Origin of the sequence: Knoellia sp. Soil729, assembly GCF_001427985.1 — a bacterium.
Lineage (GTDB): Bacteria > Actinomycetota > Actinomycetes > Actinomycetales > Dermatophilaceae > Knoellia.
On record NZ_LMSA01000001.1, the window covers coordinates 943409 to 960098 of the forward strand.

18 protein-coding genes are annotated in these 16690 nt (G+C 69.4%); 6 read left to right on the plus strand and 12 right to left on the minus strand.

Annotated elements, in window-relative coordinates; all coding sequences use genetic code 11:
- Positions 1-10 precede the first annotated feature (10 nt).
- From ASG74_RS04235 to ASG74_RS04250, 4 genes are all read right to left on the minus strand, one after another.
- The gene (locus ASG74_RS04235) at positions 11-2554 is read right to left on the minus strand and encodes an ABC transporter permease (RefSeq protein WP_056139246.1); all 2544 of its coding nucleotides are present in this window, start codon (positions 2552-2554) and stop codon (positions 11-13) included.
- Positions 2555-2557: 3 nt separating this feature from the next.
- On the minus strand, positions 2558-3340 hold the full coding sequence (locus tag ASG74_RS04240) for an ABC transporter ATP-binding protein (RefSeq protein ID WP_056139248.1): 783 nt from the start codon (positions 3338-3340) through the stop codon (positions 2558-2560).
- 79 nt (positions 3341-3419) lie between these two features.
- A complete protein-coding gene (locus tag ASG74_RS04245) occupies positions 3420-3905 on the minus strand; it encodes a helix-turn-helix transcriptional regulator (RefSeq protein ID WP_056139251.1) in 486 nt (161 codons plus the stop codon).
- Entirely contained in the window at positions 3902-4192 is a 291-nt protein-coding gene (locus ASG74_RS04250) for a hypothetical protein (protein WP_056139253.1), read from the minus strand. The genes ASG74_RS04245 and ASG74_RS04250 overlap by 4 nt, the downstream gene beginning before the upstream one ends.
- A gap of 133 nt (positions 4193-4325) precedes the next feature.
- Here ASG74_RS04250 and ASG74_RS04255 point away from each other — a divergent pair, with 133 nt between their 5' ends.
- Positions 4326-5654 (plus strand): vanadium-dependent haloperoxidase, encoded by a 1329-nt coding sequence (locus ASG74_RS04255; protein WP_056139254.1) that lies wholly within the window; start codon positions 4326-4328, stop codon positions 5652-5654.
- A 120-nt stretch (positions 5655-5774) separates the two neighbouring features.
- On the opposite strand, the gene groL is transcribed toward ASG74_RS04255, so the two are convergent.
- From groL to ASG74_RS04275, 4 genes are all read right to left on the minus strand, one after another.
- Positions 5775-7403, minus strand: coding sequence for a chaperonin GroEL (gene groL, locus ASG74_RS04260; protein WP_056139256.1), 1629 nt, complete (start codon positions 7401-7403; stop codon positions 5775-5777).
- A gap of 310 nt (positions 7404-7713) precedes the next feature.
- The gene (locus ASG74_RS04265; RefSeq protein ID WP_056139257.1) at positions 7714-8178 is read right to left on the minus strand and encodes a hypothetical protein; all 465 of its coding nucleotides are present in this window, start codon (positions 8176-8178) and stop codon (positions 7714-7716) included.
- A 3-nt stretch (positions 8179-8181) separates the two neighbouring features.
- Positions 8182-8487: a DUF3263 domain-containing protein gene (locus tag ASG74_RS04270; protein WP_056139259.1), complete on the minus strand. Its 306-nt coding sequence runs from the start codon at positions 8485-8487 to the stop codon at positions 8182-8184.
- Between the two features lie 103 nt (positions 8488-8590).
- A complete protein-coding gene (locus tag ASG74_RS04275; protein WP_082569530.1) occupies positions 8591-9268 on the minus strand; it encodes an HAD family hydrolase in 678 nt (225 codons plus the stop codon).
- A gap of 124 nt (positions 9269-9392) precedes the next feature.
- On the opposite strand from ASG74_RS04275, the gene ASG74_RS04280 reads away from it, so the two are divergent.
- A complete protein-coding gene (locus tag ASG74_RS04280; protein ID WP_056139263.1) occupies positions 9393-10691 on the plus strand; it encodes a TrpB-like pyridoxal phosphate-dependent enzyme in 1299 nt (432 codons plus the stop codon).
- 76 nt (positions 10692-10767) lie between these two features.
- On the opposite strand, the gene arsB is transcribed toward ASG74_RS04280, so the two are convergent.
- Together arsB and ASG74_RS04290 are read right to left on the minus strand one after the other, a co-directional pair.
- On the minus strand, positions 10768-11850 hold the full coding sequence (gene arsB / locus ASG74_RS04285; protein ID WP_056139265.1) for an ACR3 family arsenite efflux transporter: 1083 nt from the start codon (positions 11848-11850) through the stop codon (positions 10768-10770).
- Positions 11847-12356 carry an ArsI/CadI family heavy metal resistance metalloenzyme gene (locus tag ASG74_RS04290; protein ID WP_056139267.1) on the minus strand — a complete coding sequence of 170 codons (510 nt, stop codon included), beginning with the start codon at positions 12354-12356 and terminating at the stop codon, positions 11847-11849. Before ASG74_RS04290 ends, arsB begins: the two co-directional genes overlap by 4 nt.
- Before the next feature lie 96 nt (positions 12357-12452).
- Here ASG74_RS04290 and ASG74_RS04295 point away from each other — a divergent pair, with 96 nt between their 5' ends.
- A complete protein-coding gene (locus ASG74_RS04295) occupies positions 12453-12797 on the plus strand; it encodes an ArsR/SmtB family transcription factor (RefSeq protein ID WP_056139268.1) in 345 nt (114 codons plus the stop codon).
- Positions 12798-12868: 71 nt separating this feature from the next.
- Here ASG74_RS04295 and ASG74_RS04300 read toward each other — a convergent pair whose 3' ends face one another.
- Positions 12869-13363 carry an SRPBCC family protein gene (locus ASG74_RS04300; RefSeq protein ID WP_056139270.1) on the minus strand — a complete coding sequence of 165 codons (495 nt, stop codon included), beginning with the start codon at positions 13361-13363 and terminating at the stop codon, positions 12869-12871.
- A gap of 23 nt (positions 13364-13386) precedes the next feature.
- Positions 13387-13716: an ArsR/SmtB family transcription factor gene (locus tag ASG74_RS04305; protein WP_056139273.1), complete on the minus strand. Its 330-nt coding sequence runs from the start codon at positions 13714-13716 to the stop codon at positions 13387-13389.
- Between the two features lie 130 nt (positions 13717-13846).
- On the opposite strand from ASG74_RS04305, the gene ASG74_RS04310 reads away from it, so the two are divergent.
- The 3 genes from ASG74_RS04310 to ASG74_RS04320 are packed head-to-tail and all read left to right on the plus strand — an operon-like array spanning position 13847 to position 16550.
- Positions 13847-14524: a uracil-DNA glycosylase gene (locus tag ASG74_RS04310; protein WP_056139275.1), complete on the plus strand. Its 678-nt coding sequence runs from the start codon at positions 13847-13849 to the stop codon at positions 14522-14524.
- Entirely contained in the window at positions 14521-15348 is an 828-nt protein-coding gene (locus ASG74_RS04315; RefSeq protein ID WP_056139277.1) for an SGNH/GDSL hydrolase family protein, read from the plus strand. The genes ASG74_RS04310 and ASG74_RS04315 overlap by 4 nt, the downstream gene beginning before the upstream one ends.
- A gap of 35 nt (positions 15349-15383) precedes the next feature.
- A complete protein-coding gene (locus tag ASG74_RS04320) occupies positions 15384-16550 on the plus strand; it encodes an acyl-CoA dehydrogenase family protein (RefSeq protein WP_056139279.1) in 1167 nt (388 codons plus the stop codon).
- Positions 16551-16690 lie beyond the last annotated feature (140 nt).

The window sequence follows — 16690 nt, forward strand, 5'->3', positions numbered from 1 at the left end:
CGAAGGGGGTTCACTCGGTGGTGACGGCGCGCAGGATGTCGAGCCGGGAGGCGCGCCATCCCGGCCACCATGCGGCGAGGATCCCGACGAGGCCGGCGATCCCGACGAAGAGCACCAGCTGCGGCCAGGGCACGGCGAGCACGTCGATGCCGTCGTCACGCAGCGAGCGCTGCAGCGCGATGCCGAAGGCGACGCCGAGTCCGATGCCGAGGGTGGCTCCGAGGAGGGCGATGACGATCGACTCGAGCCGGAGCATCCGCTTGAGCTGGCGGCGGCTGAGGCCGACGGCACGCAACAGCCCGATCTCACGGGTGCGCTCGATCACGGACAGGGCGAGGGTGTTGATGATGCCCAGGATCGCGATGACCACGGCCAAACCGAGGAGTGCATAGATGAGATAGAGCATCTGGTTGATCTGGGTGCGCTGCTCGTCGGCGAACTCGGCCTGGTCCTTGACAGTGACGATGGGCAGGTCGTCGACCGTGGCCTCCAGTGCGCGGCCGACCTGGCTGCGCGAGGCGCCGTCGTCGATCCCGATGAACGCGAAGTTGTCGGTCTTCGGTGATCCGAGCGAGGCCAGGCCGTCGAGCGTCACGAGGTAGTCCGTCCCGACCAGTGCCGACTTGGTGAAGACGCTCGTGACGGTGAACGGCACGGTGGTCGTCCCGCGCACCACAGCGACGGTGTCCCCCAGCGCGAGGGTGCCGGCGTCGACGACGTCGCTCGAGATGGCCAACGACGTGGATGTGAGGGCACTGAGGTCGCCCTGTACGGCCCGCAGCCCCAGGACGGAGCCGAGCTGGTCGGCCGCTCCGGCCATGACTGTCTCCTCGTCACCGTCGACCTTGGGTCGGTCGAAGCGGAACGGTGCGACCTCCTTGACCCCCGGGACCGACCGCATGTCCTGCGCGAGCGAGGCCGAGAAGGGGATGCCCACGGCACTGGAGACGACGAAGTCGGACACGAACTCGGCGTCGATCGCCTTGTCGATGCTCGCCTTCGCGCTCGCACCGAAGACGGCCATCATCGACACGAGCGTCACGCCGATCATGAGCGCCGACGCGGTGGCGCCGGTGCGCCGTGGGTTGCGCTGCGCGTTCTGCTGGGCCATGAGACCGACCGCGCCGAACACCCGGCGATAGAGCCAGCCGATGGCGGCGATGACCGGGGCGCCGACGAGCGGGCTGACCAAGGCCACCCCGAGGACGACACCGAGGATGCCGCCCCCGACCCAGTAGGTCGGCTTGGGCACGTCCACGAAGAGGCCGGTGCCGAGCAGGGCAGCCCCGATGAGAGTGAGCAGCCCTCCCACGATGATGCGACCGCGCATGCCGCTCTCGGCGAGGACGGCGTCGTCACGCATCGCCGCGACCGGTGGCACCTTGCCGGCCTTGCGGGCAGGCAGGTAGGCCGCGACGAGGGTGACGACGAGTCCGACGACGAGCGAGACGACCACGGTGCGTGGCGAGATGATGAGCGACTGGCCACTGAGGTCAAGGCCGAACCGGCCGAAGAACACCCGGATGAGCATCGCGATGACGATGCCCAGCCCGAGACCGAGGACCGACCCGATCAGCCCGACGACGGAGGCCTCGAAGAGCACCGAGCGCGCCACCTGGCGACGCGTCGAACCCAGCGCCCGGAACAGGGCCAGCTCACGGGACCGCTGCGTGACGAGGATGCTGAAGGTGTTGACGATGAGGAAGGAGCCCACGACGAGGGCGACGCCGGCGAAGACGAGCAGGAACGTCGTGATGAAGCCGAGCGCCTGCTGCACGTCGCTGGCCGAGGCCTTCGCCGCTGCGTCGCCGGTGACGGCCTCGACGCCGTCCGGCAGCTGGGAGGCCACCGCCGCCCGCAGCTGCTCCTGGCTCGTGCCAGGCGCGGCCGTCACCCAGATCTCGCTGTACGTGTCCTTGCCACCCATGAAGAGCTTCTGGGCCTCGGTGGTGTCGAAGATCGCCAGGCTGGCACCGGCGAGTCCGCCCTGCATCGTCGCGATCCCCACGAGCTTGGCCGAGATCCGGGGCTGGGCGCCGGAGGACGCGATCGTGACCTTCTCACCGACGAGGTAGCCCGCCTCCTCTGCGGTCTTCTCGTCGAGGACGACCTCCGACGGGGCGTCCGGCCAGGAGCCCTGGAGGAGCTGGAGCGGCTGCAGCCCCTTGGCGGCCGGTCCGTCGGCGTGGTTCATGCCGAGGCCCGGAGGGCCGAAGCCACCGATGAGCTTGCCCTGCTTGGAGACGACGAAGGTGCCGAAGTTCGTGATCTTGCCGTCGGCGCGAGCGGCGCCGTCAGTGCCCGCAAGCTGGGTGACGAGAGCTCCGGGCAGCGCCTGCGTGGAGGGTTGTGACTCGGGATCGCCCCCTGCGGACGCGGGACGCACCACGACGTCACCGACGGTGCCGTTCATGATCGAGTCGAAGCTGCGACCGAGCGTGTCGGTGAAGACGAAGGAGCCGGCGACGAAGGCCACACCGAGGATGATGGCGAAGGCGCTCATGAACAGCCGCAGCTTGCGGGCCATGAGGCTCTTCCAGCTGGCGCGGAGCATTGCTCAGCCCTGGGCGTTCGCGTCGATGTTCTTCATCGTCTCGAGGATGCGCTCGGGGGTGGGCTTCCGCAGCTCGGTGACGATCCTGCCGTCGGCGAGGAAGACGACGCGGTCGGTCCAGCTCGCCGCGCCCGGGTCGTGGGTGACCATGACGATGGTCTGTCCGAACTCGTCGACCGAGTGACGCAGGAAGCCCAGCACCTCGGCGCCGGACGTCGAGTCCAGGTTGCCGGTGGGCTCGTCGGCGAAGATGATCTCGGGCCGGCTCACCAGCGCGCGGGCACAGGCCACGCGCTGCTGCTGGCCACCGGACAGCTCGCCGGGCCGGTGCCCGAGGCGGTCACCGAGGCCGACCGTGGAGATGACGTGGTCGAACCAGGCCCGGTCCGGCTTGCGGCCCGCGATCGACAGCGGCAGGAGGATGTTCTCCTCGGCAGTCAGGGTGGGGATGAGGTTGAACGACTGGAAGACGAAGCCGATGGAGTCGCGCCGGACCTTGGTCAGGTCCTTCTCCTTGAGGGTCGTCAGCTCGATGTCGCCGAGCTGGACGGAGCCGCGGGTGACCGAGTCGAGTCCGGCGGCGCAGTGCATGAGGGTGGACTTGCCCGAACCCGACGGCCCCATGATGGCCGTGAACTCGCACGCGTTGAGGTCCAGGCTCACGCCCTTGAGCGCGGTGACGGCCGTGTCGCCGGAGCCGTAGGTCTTGACGAGGTCGGTGACGCGGGCTGCCACCGTGATGGGGCTGTTCGTGGTGCCGCGCTCGGGGGCCAGGTCGGTGCTCATGCTGACAAAGGTAGGTGCGTGGACTGCAGGCGCGCTGTGGGTCTTCCCCCGGGGCCGACCCTGACTCGACCCTGAGATGTCATTCCCTGTCCGGGTCGAAGACGGCGTGGACCGCTGCAGCCCGGCTCTGGACCCCGAGGGCGCCATAGGCGTTCTCGAGGTGCTTGCGCACGGTGCCGGGCGAGACGTCGAGCTGATGCGCGATCTGCTTGTTGGCCAGTCCGAGGCGCACCAGGCCCAAGACCTCCCGCTGGCGTCGGGTGAGCGGGACCTCCTTCTCCGGAGGGGGCGTGCGGATCGTCATGAGGAGGCGCTCGAGGTGCGGCGCCAGCAACGCCAGTGCGAGGCGTTCGCGGTCCCCGAAGTGCGCACTGCCCCGCCCTCGTGGAAACAGCAGGCGAACGGTGCGCCCGGGCCCGTCGGGAAAGGTCAGCAGCATCTCGTCGTAGACGTCCAAGAGGACGTCGCGATGCATCTGCGTGGCCAGCCATTGACGCTCGCTGTAGAAGTCGTCGTGCATGACGAGCGCTCGACCTCCGACGTGGTCGGGGTGGATGCAGCTCATGCTGGACGGTAGGCATTCCAGAACGGGCCGTCGGCAGCGTCGGACACGAGCAGCTCGGATGACGACGCCTCCCCCTTGGCGCCGAAAGCCCAGAACTGCCGGTGGTAGTGCGACCGCGTCGTCGGGTCCATGCCGTTGAGTGCCACCAGATCGCAACCGACGAGCTCCTGAAGCAGCCCGAGAACCGCCCAGCCTGCTCCCGACTCAGGGTCGGTCGGCGGAGCGCAGAGGTCGACGATGGCGCGCAGTCGACCCACGTCGGTGGCTGAGAGCGAGAACGAGCCCATTCCGCCTCCCGGGCGACAGGAGGCCTCCACAGTACGACGAACGTCGTATACCGGTAAGGGCTCGAGGGGCCAGACACTCGTCCTACGACGTCCGTCACCGTGAGTCGGACTCATGACCACAGGAGCCGACCACATGCAGACCACGGACACCACCCACACCAACGAGGGCGCAGGCCGTCCCACCCGCCGCGCGATCCTCGCCCTGCCGGTCGCAGCAGGACTGCTCGCGTCAGGAGCGGTCAGCGCGCCAGCGCATGCCGGCGCGCCGCGGCTGGCGCCAGGTGCCGGCGCCGCCGGCCTCGTCGTCCTTGACTGGAACCGGATCATGCTCCGCACCTTCGCCGAGCCACCGCCCGCGGGTCTTCCCGTCCCGGTCCAGGGTCTGTATGCCGGCTTCGTCGGCGCAGCGGTCTCCAACGCCGTGGTCGCGGTCGAGGGCGGCTATGCCCCCTACGTCCCGCAAGCCCCGGCTGCGCGTGACGCCTCGGTCGAGGCAGCGGTGAGCACGGCCGCACGAGAGGTGCTCGGTGCGCTGGTCCCGTCCTCGGCAGCGAACCTCGAGGACGACCTCCAGCGCTGGCTCAGCCAGGTGGGCGACCCGGCCGCCAGGGCTGCTGGTGTGAGCGCCGGCCACCAGGCGGCCGCGCTGGTCCTCGCCGCACGCGTGGGCGATGGCCGCGGCGCACCGGTCACCCTCACCACGACGCCCGGTCCAGGAATCTGGGATCCACCGCCCACCGGGATGCTGGTGCCGTGGCTGGGCTTCGTCCGGCCGATGGCGGTGCCCAGCCAGACATGGCTGGGGCTGCCCGGCCCGGATCCCCTCGACAGCGACCGCTACGCGGCCGACTTCGCAGAGGTGGCGTCCATGGGATCCCGGACAGGGTCGGCACGCACCCAGGAGCAGACCGAGAACGCGCTGTTCTACAACGCCAACGCCGTGGCCCAGTACAACGTCGGGCTTCGGAACCGCCTCGCCCGGGACGGCAGCAGGGCCCGCGAGGCCTCCCGGGCGCTGGGCTTGCTCAACATCACGACCGCCGATGCCCTCATCAGTTGCTGGCGCGTCAAGTACGACGTGCACAACTGGCGACCCCAGCAGGCGATCCAACGCGCCGGAACGGATGGCAACACCGCGACGGTGGCCGACGCGACCTGGGAGCCGCTCGTCCTGAACCCCCCGTACGGCGACTATGCCAGCGGACACGCGTGTCTGACCGGGGCCTTCAGCGAGACGATGGCCAACCTCTACGGGCGCAGCAGAATCGACGTCGACCTCTTCTCGAGCATCACCGGGACGACGCGGCACTACGCCAACGCCTCGGCCGTCAACCAGGACACCAAGAACGCCAGGATCTGGCTCGGGCTGCATTTCCGCCGCGCCAAGGACGACGGCAACCGCATCGGCCGCAAGACGGCCGACCACGTGGTGCGCACCGTCCTGACACCGGCTGGCTCCTGACGCCACGTGACGCCTGCGAGGAGCGGCCGGCGTCTCCACGACGGACACGGACGAGGGCGGCCCACCCGGTGGTGGACCGCCCTCGTGATGAGCGTGGTGCGTAGAGCTCCGATCAGGTGATCAGAAGCCCATGCCGCCCATGTCGTCGCCGCCACCGGGCATGGCCGGAGCGGCCTTCTCGGGCTTGTCGGCGATGACGGCCTCGGTCGTGAGGAACAGCGCGGCGATCGACGCGGCGTTCTGCAGCGCCGAGCGCGTCACCTTGGCCGGGTCGATGATGCCGGCCGCGATGAGGTCGACGTACTCGCCGGTCGCGGCGTTGAGGCCCCATCCGGACTCGAGGTTGGCGACCTTCTCCGAGACGACGCCTCCCTCGAGACCCGCGTTGATGGCGATCTGCTTGAGCGGGGCCGAGATCGCGACGCGCACGATGTTGGCGCCCGTTGCCTCGTCACCCTCGAGCTCGAGCTTGTCGAACGCAGCCTTGCCGGCCTGGAGCAGGGCGACGCCACCACCGGCGACGATCCCCTCCTCGACGGCAGCCTTGGCGTTGCGCACGGCGTCCTCGATGCGGTGCTTGCGCTCCTTGAGCTCGACCTCGGTGGCCGCGCCCGCCTTGATGACGGCGACGCCGCCGGCGAGCTTGGCGAGGCGCTCCTGGAGCTTCTCGCGGTCGTAGTCGGAGTCCGACTTCTCGATCTCGGCGCGGATCTGGTTGACGCGACCCTGGATCTGGTCGGCGTCGCCCGAGCCCTCGACGATGGTCGTCTCGTCCTTGGTGACGACGACCTTGCGAGCCTTCCCGAGCAGGTCGAGCTCAGCGGTGTCGAGCTTGAGCCCGACCTCCTCGGAGATGACCTGGCCACCGGTGAGGATGGCGATGTCGGCGAGCATGGCCTTGCGGCGGTCGCCGAAGCCGGGAGCCTTGACGGCGACCGACTTGAAGGTGCCACGGATCTTGTTGACGACGAGCGTGGACAGGGCCTCGCCCTCGACGTCCTCGGCGATGATGAGCAGGGGCTTGCCCGACTGCATGACCTTCTCGAGGAGCGGCAGCAGATCCTTGATCTGGCCGACCTTGGAGTTGACGACGAGCACGTAGGGGTCGTCGAGGACGGTCTCCATGCGCTCGGGGTCGGTCACGAAGTAGTGGCTGATGTAGCCCTTGTCGAAGCGCATGCCCTCGGTGAGCTCGAGCTCGAGGCCGAAGGTGTTGCTCTCCTCGACGGTGATGACGCCTTCCTTGCCGACCTTGTCCATGGCCTCGGCGATCATCTCGCCGATCTGGGGGTCAGCAGCGGAGATCGAGGCGGTGGCAGCGATCTGCTCCTTGGTCTCGACGTCCTTGGCGTTGTTGAGCAGCTCCTCGGAGACGGCCGCGACGGCCTTCTCGATGCCGCGCTTGAGCGCCATCGGGTTGGCGCCGGCAGCGACGTTGCGCAGGCCTTCCTTGACGAGGGCCTGGGCGAGCACGGTTGCCGTCGTCGTGCCGTCACCGGCGACGTCGTCGGTCTTCTTGGCGACCTCCTTGACCAGCTCGGCGCCGATCTTCTCGTAGGGGTCGTCGAGCTCGATCTCCTTGGCGATGGACACACCGTCGTTGGTGATCGTGGGGGCTCCCCACTTCTTCTCCAGCACGACGTTGCGGCCCTTGGGGCCCAGGGTGACCCTGACGGCGTCGGCGAGGACGTTCATTCCTCGTTCGAGACCGCGGCGAGCCTCTTCATCAAAAGCGATGATCTTGGCCATTCGAGTGGTTCCTCCCACACGACGAAGGTGTTGGCCAGGCGGTGCCCGCGACGGACGAGTCGGTGTGCGCGCTTCTGGTCTGCGCGCGAACCGGCCCTCACCGATCTGGCCAGAATTATCACTCTCATGCTGAGAGTGCTAACGCCATTATTGGCACTCTCGGCTGGAGAGTGCAAACGCCCCCGTATGCCGTCCGCCCCCGACTGCGTGCACATCCAGCAGCTTTCTCTCACGTCGCGTCACGGCGGTGGTGCTGCGAACTGAGAGGAACCCACTTCAGGCGGGAAGGTTGGGACCTCCAGCGCGGCGCTCAGAGCTCGGGAGTGTGGCCCTCGAATGTCGCGCGCATCGCGCCGTCGGCCTCGGACGACACCGGGTCGTCGAGGTCGGCCACGAAGACCGCGAGGAGGGTGCGGGCGGGGTTGGACTGCGCCTCGGCCAGGGCGCTGCGCCACGCGGCCAGGTTGGGGTGGTCGAGCTCGGTGCACGCCTCGGCGGGGGCGAGCGACTCCACGGCGGCGGACAGCTGAGAGACGCTCACGTCGAGCGTGGCGGTCGACCCGTCGTGCCCGAGCACCGTGGCCAGGATGACCGCGGGCAGGCCGTGTCGTCCCTCCGGCTCGTTGATGTGCGCGAAGCCCCACTCGGGCGAGCTGGACGCGGGACTCAGCCCCACGGCATACGCGACCGGAGGGCGCCAGCCCTCGATCTTGGCGGCGAGGTGGTCCCGGATGGCCTCGAGGCCGTCGGGCGTGCTCCAGTCGAGCTCGGCCACGGGTCAGCCCTGCGGCTGAAGACCGAGGCGGCGCGCCGAGCGGGCACGCTGGCGGGTGGCCCGCTGGCGGCGCAGGCGCTTGACGAGCATGGGGTCGTGCTCGAGTGCGACCGGGCTGTCGATGAGGGCGTTGAGCACCTGGTAGTAGCGCGTCGGACTCATGTCGAAGAGCTCCTTGATGGCCGACTCCTTGGACCCGGCGTACTTCCACCACTGGCGCTCGAAGTCGATGATGCGGCGATCACGGTCGGTCAGGCCCTCGATGCTGGAATCAGCGGGCGTGGCGACGTTGTCGTGGACGGCGTTCACGGTTCGACCCTTCTGGTGTGACGGCTGCGACCGTCACCCTATCGGTCGAATGACACCCCTGTCATTAGGGCCGGCGTGTCCGCTGGACAGGGACACGGCCGTGCTACTCAGCTGCCCCATCCGTCACACCTGTCCCGCCCAGCAGGTATGCCGTGAGCTGGGCCACCGTGTCGACGACCGTGGCCGGGTCGGTCGCCTCGAGGGCGGCCCGCTCCCCCGCGCCCCAGGTCACGGCGACCCCGGCCATGCCGGCAGCCCGCGCGGCGAGAATGTCCACGGTGGCGTCGCCGACGTAGACCGCGGTGGAGGGGTCGACACCGACCTTGGCGGCCGCGACGAGCAGGGGCTCGGGGTCGGGCTTGTGCCTGGCCGTGTCCTCGAGGGCGCCGGTGACGTCGATGAGGTGGTCGATGCCGACGCCGGTGAGGGCGAGCCTGGCCGTGTCGCGGCGCTTGCTCGTGACGATGTGGAGGTCCGCCCCGGCCTCGGTGAGGGCGCTCAGCATCTCCGGGACGCCGTCGTAGCGCTCGATGAGGCGCGAGGTGTTGGCGAGGTTCCACTCGCGGTAGGTGCGGTCCAGGTCGTGACCGCGCTCTGGGTCCTCCTCGAGCAGCGCCCCGAGGAGGGGACGGCCGATCCAGGCGCGCGCCCGGGCGTCCTCGATCTCCTCGCCTCGCACCTCACGGAACGCGTGCTGGTAGCTCGCGACGATGAGCGGGATCGTGTTGGCCAGGGTGCCGTCGAGGTCGAAGAAGATCGTCTGCCATCTGGGTGCGCTCACCGCACCATCCTGCATGCGCACGTGTCTGAGGCGTGAACACCCCTCCCCCTCGGACGGGTCCGCACCATAGCCTCACGCCACACGTCCAGCGCGAAGCCGCTGCCCGAGAACCATGGAGTGCCCGATGACCGACGTCGCGACCACCCCCCTCACGGAGCCGACTGGAGCAGTCGTGCCGTCGTCCGTTCCGACCCACTGGTACAACCTCGCCGCCGACCTCCCGCAGCCCTGCCCTCCGGCCCTGCACCCGGGCACGCGGGAGCCGCTGGGGCCGGATGACCTCGCGCCGCTGTTCCCGATGGCGCTGATTCTGCAGGAGGTCTCGACCGAGCGCTGGATCGAGATCCCCCAGACCGTGCGCGAGATCTATGCCCTCTGGCGGCCCTCGCCCCTCATCCGCGCGCACCGGCTGGAACGAGCCCTCGGCACTTCCGCGAAGATCTTCTACAAGTACGAGGGCGTCAGCCCGGCCGGTTCGCACAAGCCCAACACCGCTGTGGCACAGGCCTACTACAACGCCATCGAGGGCACGACGAAGCTCACGACCGAGACCGGCGCCGGCCAGTGGGGCGCGTCGCTGTCGTTCGCGTGCTCCCTCCTCGGGCTTGACTGCGAGGTCTGGCAGGTGCGTGCGTCCTTCGACGCGAAGCCCTACCGGCGGTTCCAGATGGAGACCTACGGCGGCGTCTGCCACCCCTCGCCGTCGGACCTCACCGAGTCGGGGCGCGCGATGCTCGCAGCAGATCCCGAGACGACCGGTTCGCTCGGCATGGCGATCTCCGAAGCGGTCGAGGTGGCCGCCGGCGACCCCAAGGCCCACTACGCCCTGGGCAGCGTGCTCAACCACGTCCTGCTCCACCAGAGCGTCATCGGCACCGAGGCGCTGGCCCAGCTCGACGAGATCGGCGAGACGGCGGACGTCGTGTTCGGCTGCGCCGGTGGCGGTTCCAACCTCGCCGGGCTGTCCTTTCCCTTCATCGGTCGCAACCTCACCGCCAACGGCACGACCCAGGTCGTGGCCTGCGAGCCCGCCGCCTGTCCCTCACTGACCCAGGGTGAGTACCGCTACGACCACGGGGACGTGGCAGGCCTGACGCCACTCCTCAAGATGCACACCCTCGGCAGCGACTTCGTGCCGCCGCCCATCCACGCCGGTGGCCTGCGCTACCACGGCATGGCGCCGATGGTCTCGCACGCTCTCGAGCTCGGCCTCCTCGAGGCCATCGCCGTCGAGCAGGACGACGCCTTCCGTGCCGGGGTCGAGTTCGCGAGGGCGGAGGGCATGATCCCGGCTCCCGAGTCGACCCATGCCGTGGCGGGGGCCATGGCACGAGCAAGGGCGGCGACGACGGACGAGACGATCCTCATCGGCCTTTCCGGCAACGGGGTGCTCGACCTGCCGTCCTACAGCGACTACGTCTGAGCCTCGAGGTCAGCGGCGGCCATCCGTGACCAGCCGGCGTCGTGGACGCACACGAAGAGCACAGAGGCGCGCGCGGTCAGGGCTGCGTTCCTTCCCGCGTACATCGTGACCGCAACGCCAGGGACACATAGACGAGGCCCACAAGGACCGGGACCTCGATGAGGGGACCCACGACACCCGCCAGCGCCTGACCCGAGGTCACGCCGAACGTCGCGATGGCGACGGCGATCGCCAGCTCGAAGTTGTTGCCGGCAGCCGTGAAGGCAAGCGTCGTCGTGCGCTCGTAGGTCATCCCGAGAGCGCGTCCCAACGCGAACCCGCCGCCCCACATCAGCGCGAAGTAGGCCAGCAGGGGCAGGGCGATCCGTGCCACGTCCCACGGCTTCGAGGTGATCTGGTCACCTTGGAGCGCGAAGAGGATGACGATCGTGAACAACAGTCCGTAGAGGGCCCAGGGACCGATCCGCGGAAGGAAGGAATGCTCGTATGCCGCTCTCCCCCAGCGCTTTTCGCCCAGCCTTCGCGACAGGTAGCCCAACAGCAGCGGCACTCCGAGGAAGATCACGACACTGGCGGCGATCTTCCCTGCGGAGATGTCGAGTGACGCCTGCTCCAGGCCCAGAGCCCGGGGCAGCCAGGAGAGGTAGAACCAGCCCAGTGCGCCGAAGGCGATGACCTGGAAGACCGAGTTGAGGGCCACGAGGACGGCTGCGGCCTCGCGGTCACCGCAGGCCAGGTCGTTCCAGATGATCACCATGGCGATGCACCGGGCCAGCCCCACGATGATGAGGCCGGTCCTGTACTCCGGCAGGTCCGGGAGCAGGGTCCATGCCAGTGCGAACATCACGAGGGGGCCAAGGACCCAGTTGAGGAGCAACGACGCACCGAGCATGCGGCGGTCTCCGGTGACCGACCCGAGGCGGTCGTAGCGCACCTTGGCGAGGACGGGATACATCATGACGAGCAGCCCGATCGCGATGGGCAGGCTGACCCCGTCGATCTCCACGGCACTGAGGGCCCCGCCGAGGCCCGGCACGACGCGGCCCAGGAGCAGCCCCGCCACCATCGCCACGCCGATCCAGACCGGAAGGAAGCGATCGAGGGTGGAGAGGCGAGCGACGACCTTTTCGTCGGCTGATGGAGATGTCGTCGTGCTCATGCGCCGGTCGAGCAGCAGACCGCCCCGGACGCCGGCGCGGATGCCTCGTCCTGCCCGAGGAGGGCGAGGGATGCCGTGGCCGGGCGGGCGTCGGCGGGGTTCTCGTCCTTGACGGTGTAGACCTCCCACGGAGCACCGGCAGGGTCGTGCACCCACACCTTGTCCTGCAGGGCGTAGCAGCACGAGGTGTCGTTCTCGTCGAAGGTGGCCAGGCCCGCGTCGGCGAAGCGCTCGCGGGCAGCGACCACTCCCTCCAGGGAGGGCACCTCCACACCGAGGTGGTTGAGGGCACCGGCCGCGCCGGTGCCGCGCTGCCCGTCGGTGGTCTCGATGAGGACGAGCTTGAGCGGCGGCTCGGTGACGGCGAAGTTGGCATAGCCGGGACGGCGCTTGGCCGGCGCGACCCCGAACATGGCGGAGTAGAAGGCGATGGAGGCCTCGAGGTCCGACACGTTGAGGGCCAGCTGCAGGCGGGAGCTGGCGGCTGGAGGAGGTGCACTGGCCATCGGAGGACCCTTCCCGTAGGTTTCTCGACATCGATGAAGGTCGATGGAGCGAGTCAACCGCATATATCGATGGCCGTCAATATCTAGGATGGGGACATGACGCTCGAGCTGCCCTTCTCGGACGCCGCCACCGGCGCCTGCTGTGGGATCGCGACCCCGGGGGGACTGACCCGGGAGCAGGCCGAGTCCAGCGCCGCCCTCCTCAAGGCCGTCGCCGACCCCGTGCGGCTGCGCCTGCTCAGCATCATCCGCGACAGCGAGGGCGGCGAGGCCTGCGTCTGCGACCTCACCCCCGCCGTGGGCCTGGCCCAGCCGACGGTGAGCCACCACCTCAAGGTGCTCACCGAGGCCGGGCTCGTCGAGCGCGAGAAGCGGGGGACGTGGGCCTGGTTCCGCCTGGTGCCCTCCCGCCTCGACGACGTGCGCTCGATCTTCCCCTAACTACCCTTCACCTCGCCTTGTGTGCCTGAGCGCGGGCTATGGCCCGCGCTCAGGCACACAAGGCGAGGGTTTCAGGCGGCTTCGGCCGCGAGCAGGTCGTCGATCTGGCTGATCGCGCCTGTGAGCCCCTCCTCCATGCCCATGGCGACGACCTTCTCCAGGTCCTCTGCGGTGGCGTAGGTCGTCGTGGTGACCATCCGGGTGCCGCCGTCGTGCTCGGTGAGCTCGACGACGCAGGTGCCGACCGGCATACCTTCGGCAGCCGTGCCGTCAGCGTCGGCGAAGGCGTCCGTGAAGGTCAGCCGCCGAGGCGCCTCGACGGACTCGATCCGCCAGAGGCCACCGAACTTCTTCCCCTCGGGGCTGGTCATGTAGTAGCCGACCTTGCCACCGGGGACGAGCTCGAAGTCGGTCACGGTCGCCGGGTAGGTCGGGGGCCCCCACCACTTCTCGAGCTGGCGGGCGTCGGACCACAGCTGCCAGATGCGTTCGAGGGTTGCGGGGAAGTCGGAGATGACGACGATCGAGTGGTCGTCGACGTTCGTGTCGATGCTCGTGACGGGCATGGTGCTCTCCTTGGTGGTGGGGCTCAGGGACGATCGGCGAGAAGGTCGTCGATCCGGCTGATCCGCCCGCGCCACACGGCCTCGAGCTCGTCGAGCAGGGAGGCGACTGACCGGATGGCCTCGACCTCTCCGCTCGCGAGCGCTTCGCGACCACTGCGGCGTTTGCTGACCAGCCCGGCCCGCTCGAGGACCGCGACGTGCTTCTGCACGGCCGCGAAGCTCATGTCATAGCTGCGAGCCAGTGCCGAGACCGAGTGCTCTCCCGCCAGGACGCGACGCAGGATGTCACGGCGCGTCCTGTCGGCGAGAGCATGGAAGAGGGCATCGGCCCGCTTCTCCTCAGCATCGGTCATGAGCCACAACCTACAACCATCAGGTTGCATGTTGTCAACCCCTTTCCCACCTTCACCCCTGCCTTGTGCGCCTGAGCGCGACCTATGGCTCGCGCTCAGGCACACGAGGCGAGGTTTTAGGGTTGGACGCGTGACTCCCCGCCCCCTCAACGAGCTCGTCCACCCCTCGTGGGCGCAGGCCCTGGCGCCGGTCGAGCACACCCTCACCGAGCTCGGCGAGTTCCTGCGGGCGGAGGTCGAGGCCGGCCGCGGCTACCTGCCGGGAGGAGTGCACATCCTGCGGGCCTTCGAGCAGCCGCTCGAGGACACGCGCGTGCTCGTCGTCGGCCAGGACCCCTACCCGACACCCGGCCACCCGATCGGCCTCAGCTTTGCCGTGGCCCCCGACGTGCAACCCATCCCCCGCAGTCTGGTCAACATCTACACGGAGCTGCAGGACGACCTCAGGGTGCCCGCGCCGACCAGCGGTGACCTCACCCCGTGGGCCGAGCGTGGCGTCCTCCTGCTCAACCGCGTCCTCACCGTGCGACCCGGCGCCCCCGCCAGCCACCGCGGCAAGGGCTGGGAGCAGGTGACGGACTGTGCCATCGACGCGTTGGTGCGTCGCGGCGGCCCGCTCGTCGCCCTCCTCTGGGGCCGCGACGCCCGGTCGCTCAAGCCGCGCCTGGGCGGCATACCGTGTGTGGAGAGCGCCCATCCCTCCCCCCTGTCCGCACGGTCCGGCTTCTTCGGGTCGAGACCGTTCAGCCAGGTCAACGACCTGCTCGTGCAGCAGGGCGCCGAACCGCTCGACTGGAGACTTCCGTGAAACACATCCCGCCCAGCGAGTCCCGCGTCTGGAGCACCTATGTCGCCGTCGGTGACTCGTTCACCGAGGGCATGTCGGACCCCGACCCGGAGAGCGACGACGCCTACATCGGCTGGGCCGACCGGCTCGCCGAGTCGCTGAGCGACCTCGCGCGGATGGAGCACCTGCCGTTCCACTACGCCAACCTCGCCGTGCGCGGCCGGATGCTCAGCGACGTCGTCGGGCCGCAGCTCGACCGCGCCCTGTCCATGTCGCCCGACCTCGTCTCCATCGTGGGCGGCGGCAACGACCTCCTGCGTCCCTCGGTCGACACCAACGCGTTGATGGACACCATCGAGCAGGCCGTGATCCGCGCCCGCCAGAGCGGCGCCGACGTCCTGCTCGCCACCCCCGTCGACCCCCAGCAGGCGGGCCTGCTCAGGCCGCTGCGGGGCAGGCACGCCATCCACGCCGCCAACCTCTTCACCATCGCGCAGCGGCACGGGTGCCACGTCCTCAACCTCTGGGGGATTCCTGCTCTGCGCGACTGGCGCTTCTGGGCCGACGACCGGATCCACCTCACCACAGAGGGCCACCGTCGAGTCGCCCTCGCCGCGCTGACCGCGCTCGGTCACGCGACCGACGACGACTGGGCCACACCGTTGCCGCCCGACCACTCGGTCACCCGCAGGCAGGAGCTACGGGCCCACGCCGCCTGGGCCCGCCAGCACCTGGCGCCGTGGGTGCAGCGTCGGATGCGTGGTGAGTCCAGTGGTGACCACGTGGCGCCGAAGCGTCCCGACCTCGCGCCCATGCGCCCCTTCGACGACGCACCAGGAGGCTGAACCACCGCGCAGCCACGCGCGTTACAGTCGCCGGTATGCCGGTCAACCGCCTTCTGCCCACCGACGAGGGTCGCGACCTCATCGAGCTCACCCGCGAGATCTGCACCAAGGAGCTGCGTCCACGCGTCGACGACGCGGAGCGCGCTGCCGCGACGAACGAGGCCTTCCCCACCGAGGTTTTCCGCACCCTCGGGCGGGCCGGGCTGCTCTCGCTCCCCCACCCCGAGGAGCACGGTGGCGGCGCACAGCCCTACGAGGTCTACCTCCAGGTCGTCGAGGAGATCGCCTCGGCGTGGATGAGCGTGGCCGTCGGCGTCTCCGTGCACTCCCTCACGGCCTACCCCGTGACGACGTTCGGCACCCCCGAGCAGCAGGCAGCGCTCCTGCCGGGGATGCTGTCGGGCGACCAGCTCGGCGCCTACGCGCTGTCGGAGCCGCTGGCCGGTTCGGACGTCGGGTCGATGACCACCCGGGCGACACGGACCGACGACGGTGACGGGACGGCATACGCGATCAAGGGCCGCAAGGCCTGGATCTCGCACGCCGGTCACGCCGACTACTACACGACGTTCGCGCGCACGTCCGACGACGGCGGACGCGGGCTGTCATGTTTCGTCGTCCCGGCCGGTTCCGACGCCATGAGCTTCGGTGCGCCGGAGAAGAAGATGGGTCTGCACTGCGACACGGTGCGCGAGGTGATCTATGACGGCGTGCCCGTCGACGAGGCGAACCGCATCGGCGACGAGGGTCAGGGCATGGCCATCGCGCTGTCCGCGCTCGACGCGGGACGGCTCGGGATCGCTGCCGGCGCAACGGGTCTGGCACAGTCGGCGCTCGACGAGGCAGCTGCCTATGCCAAGGAACGACAGCAGTTCGGACGCCCCATCGCCGCGAACCAGGGGCTGGCGTTCATGCTCGCGGACATGGAGGCTGCGGTGTCCGGCGCACGCGCCGCCTACCTGTATGCCGCCCGCCTCAAGGACGCGGGCCGTCCGTTCTCCAAGGAGGCCGCCGTGGCCAAGCTTCTCGCGACCGACGCGGCGATGAAGGTGACCACCGACGCCATCCAGGTGCTCGGTGGTGCCGGCTACACCGCGGACTTCCCGGTGGAGCGCTACTTCCGCGAGGCCAAGGTCACGCAGATCTTCGAGGGGACCAACCAGATCCAGCGCCTCGTCATCAGCCGTCACGTCCTGCGCTGACCCGGCCTGCCCCGACGAGGGCCCGACCCCGGGAATGTCGGACCGGGCCGTCTCATACACGGCCCGGTCACCTCTTTATAGGTGTCGCAGCCCTCCCTGACGGTGACCGACACGCGTCGGCCGTGTGAACCGGGGGCAGA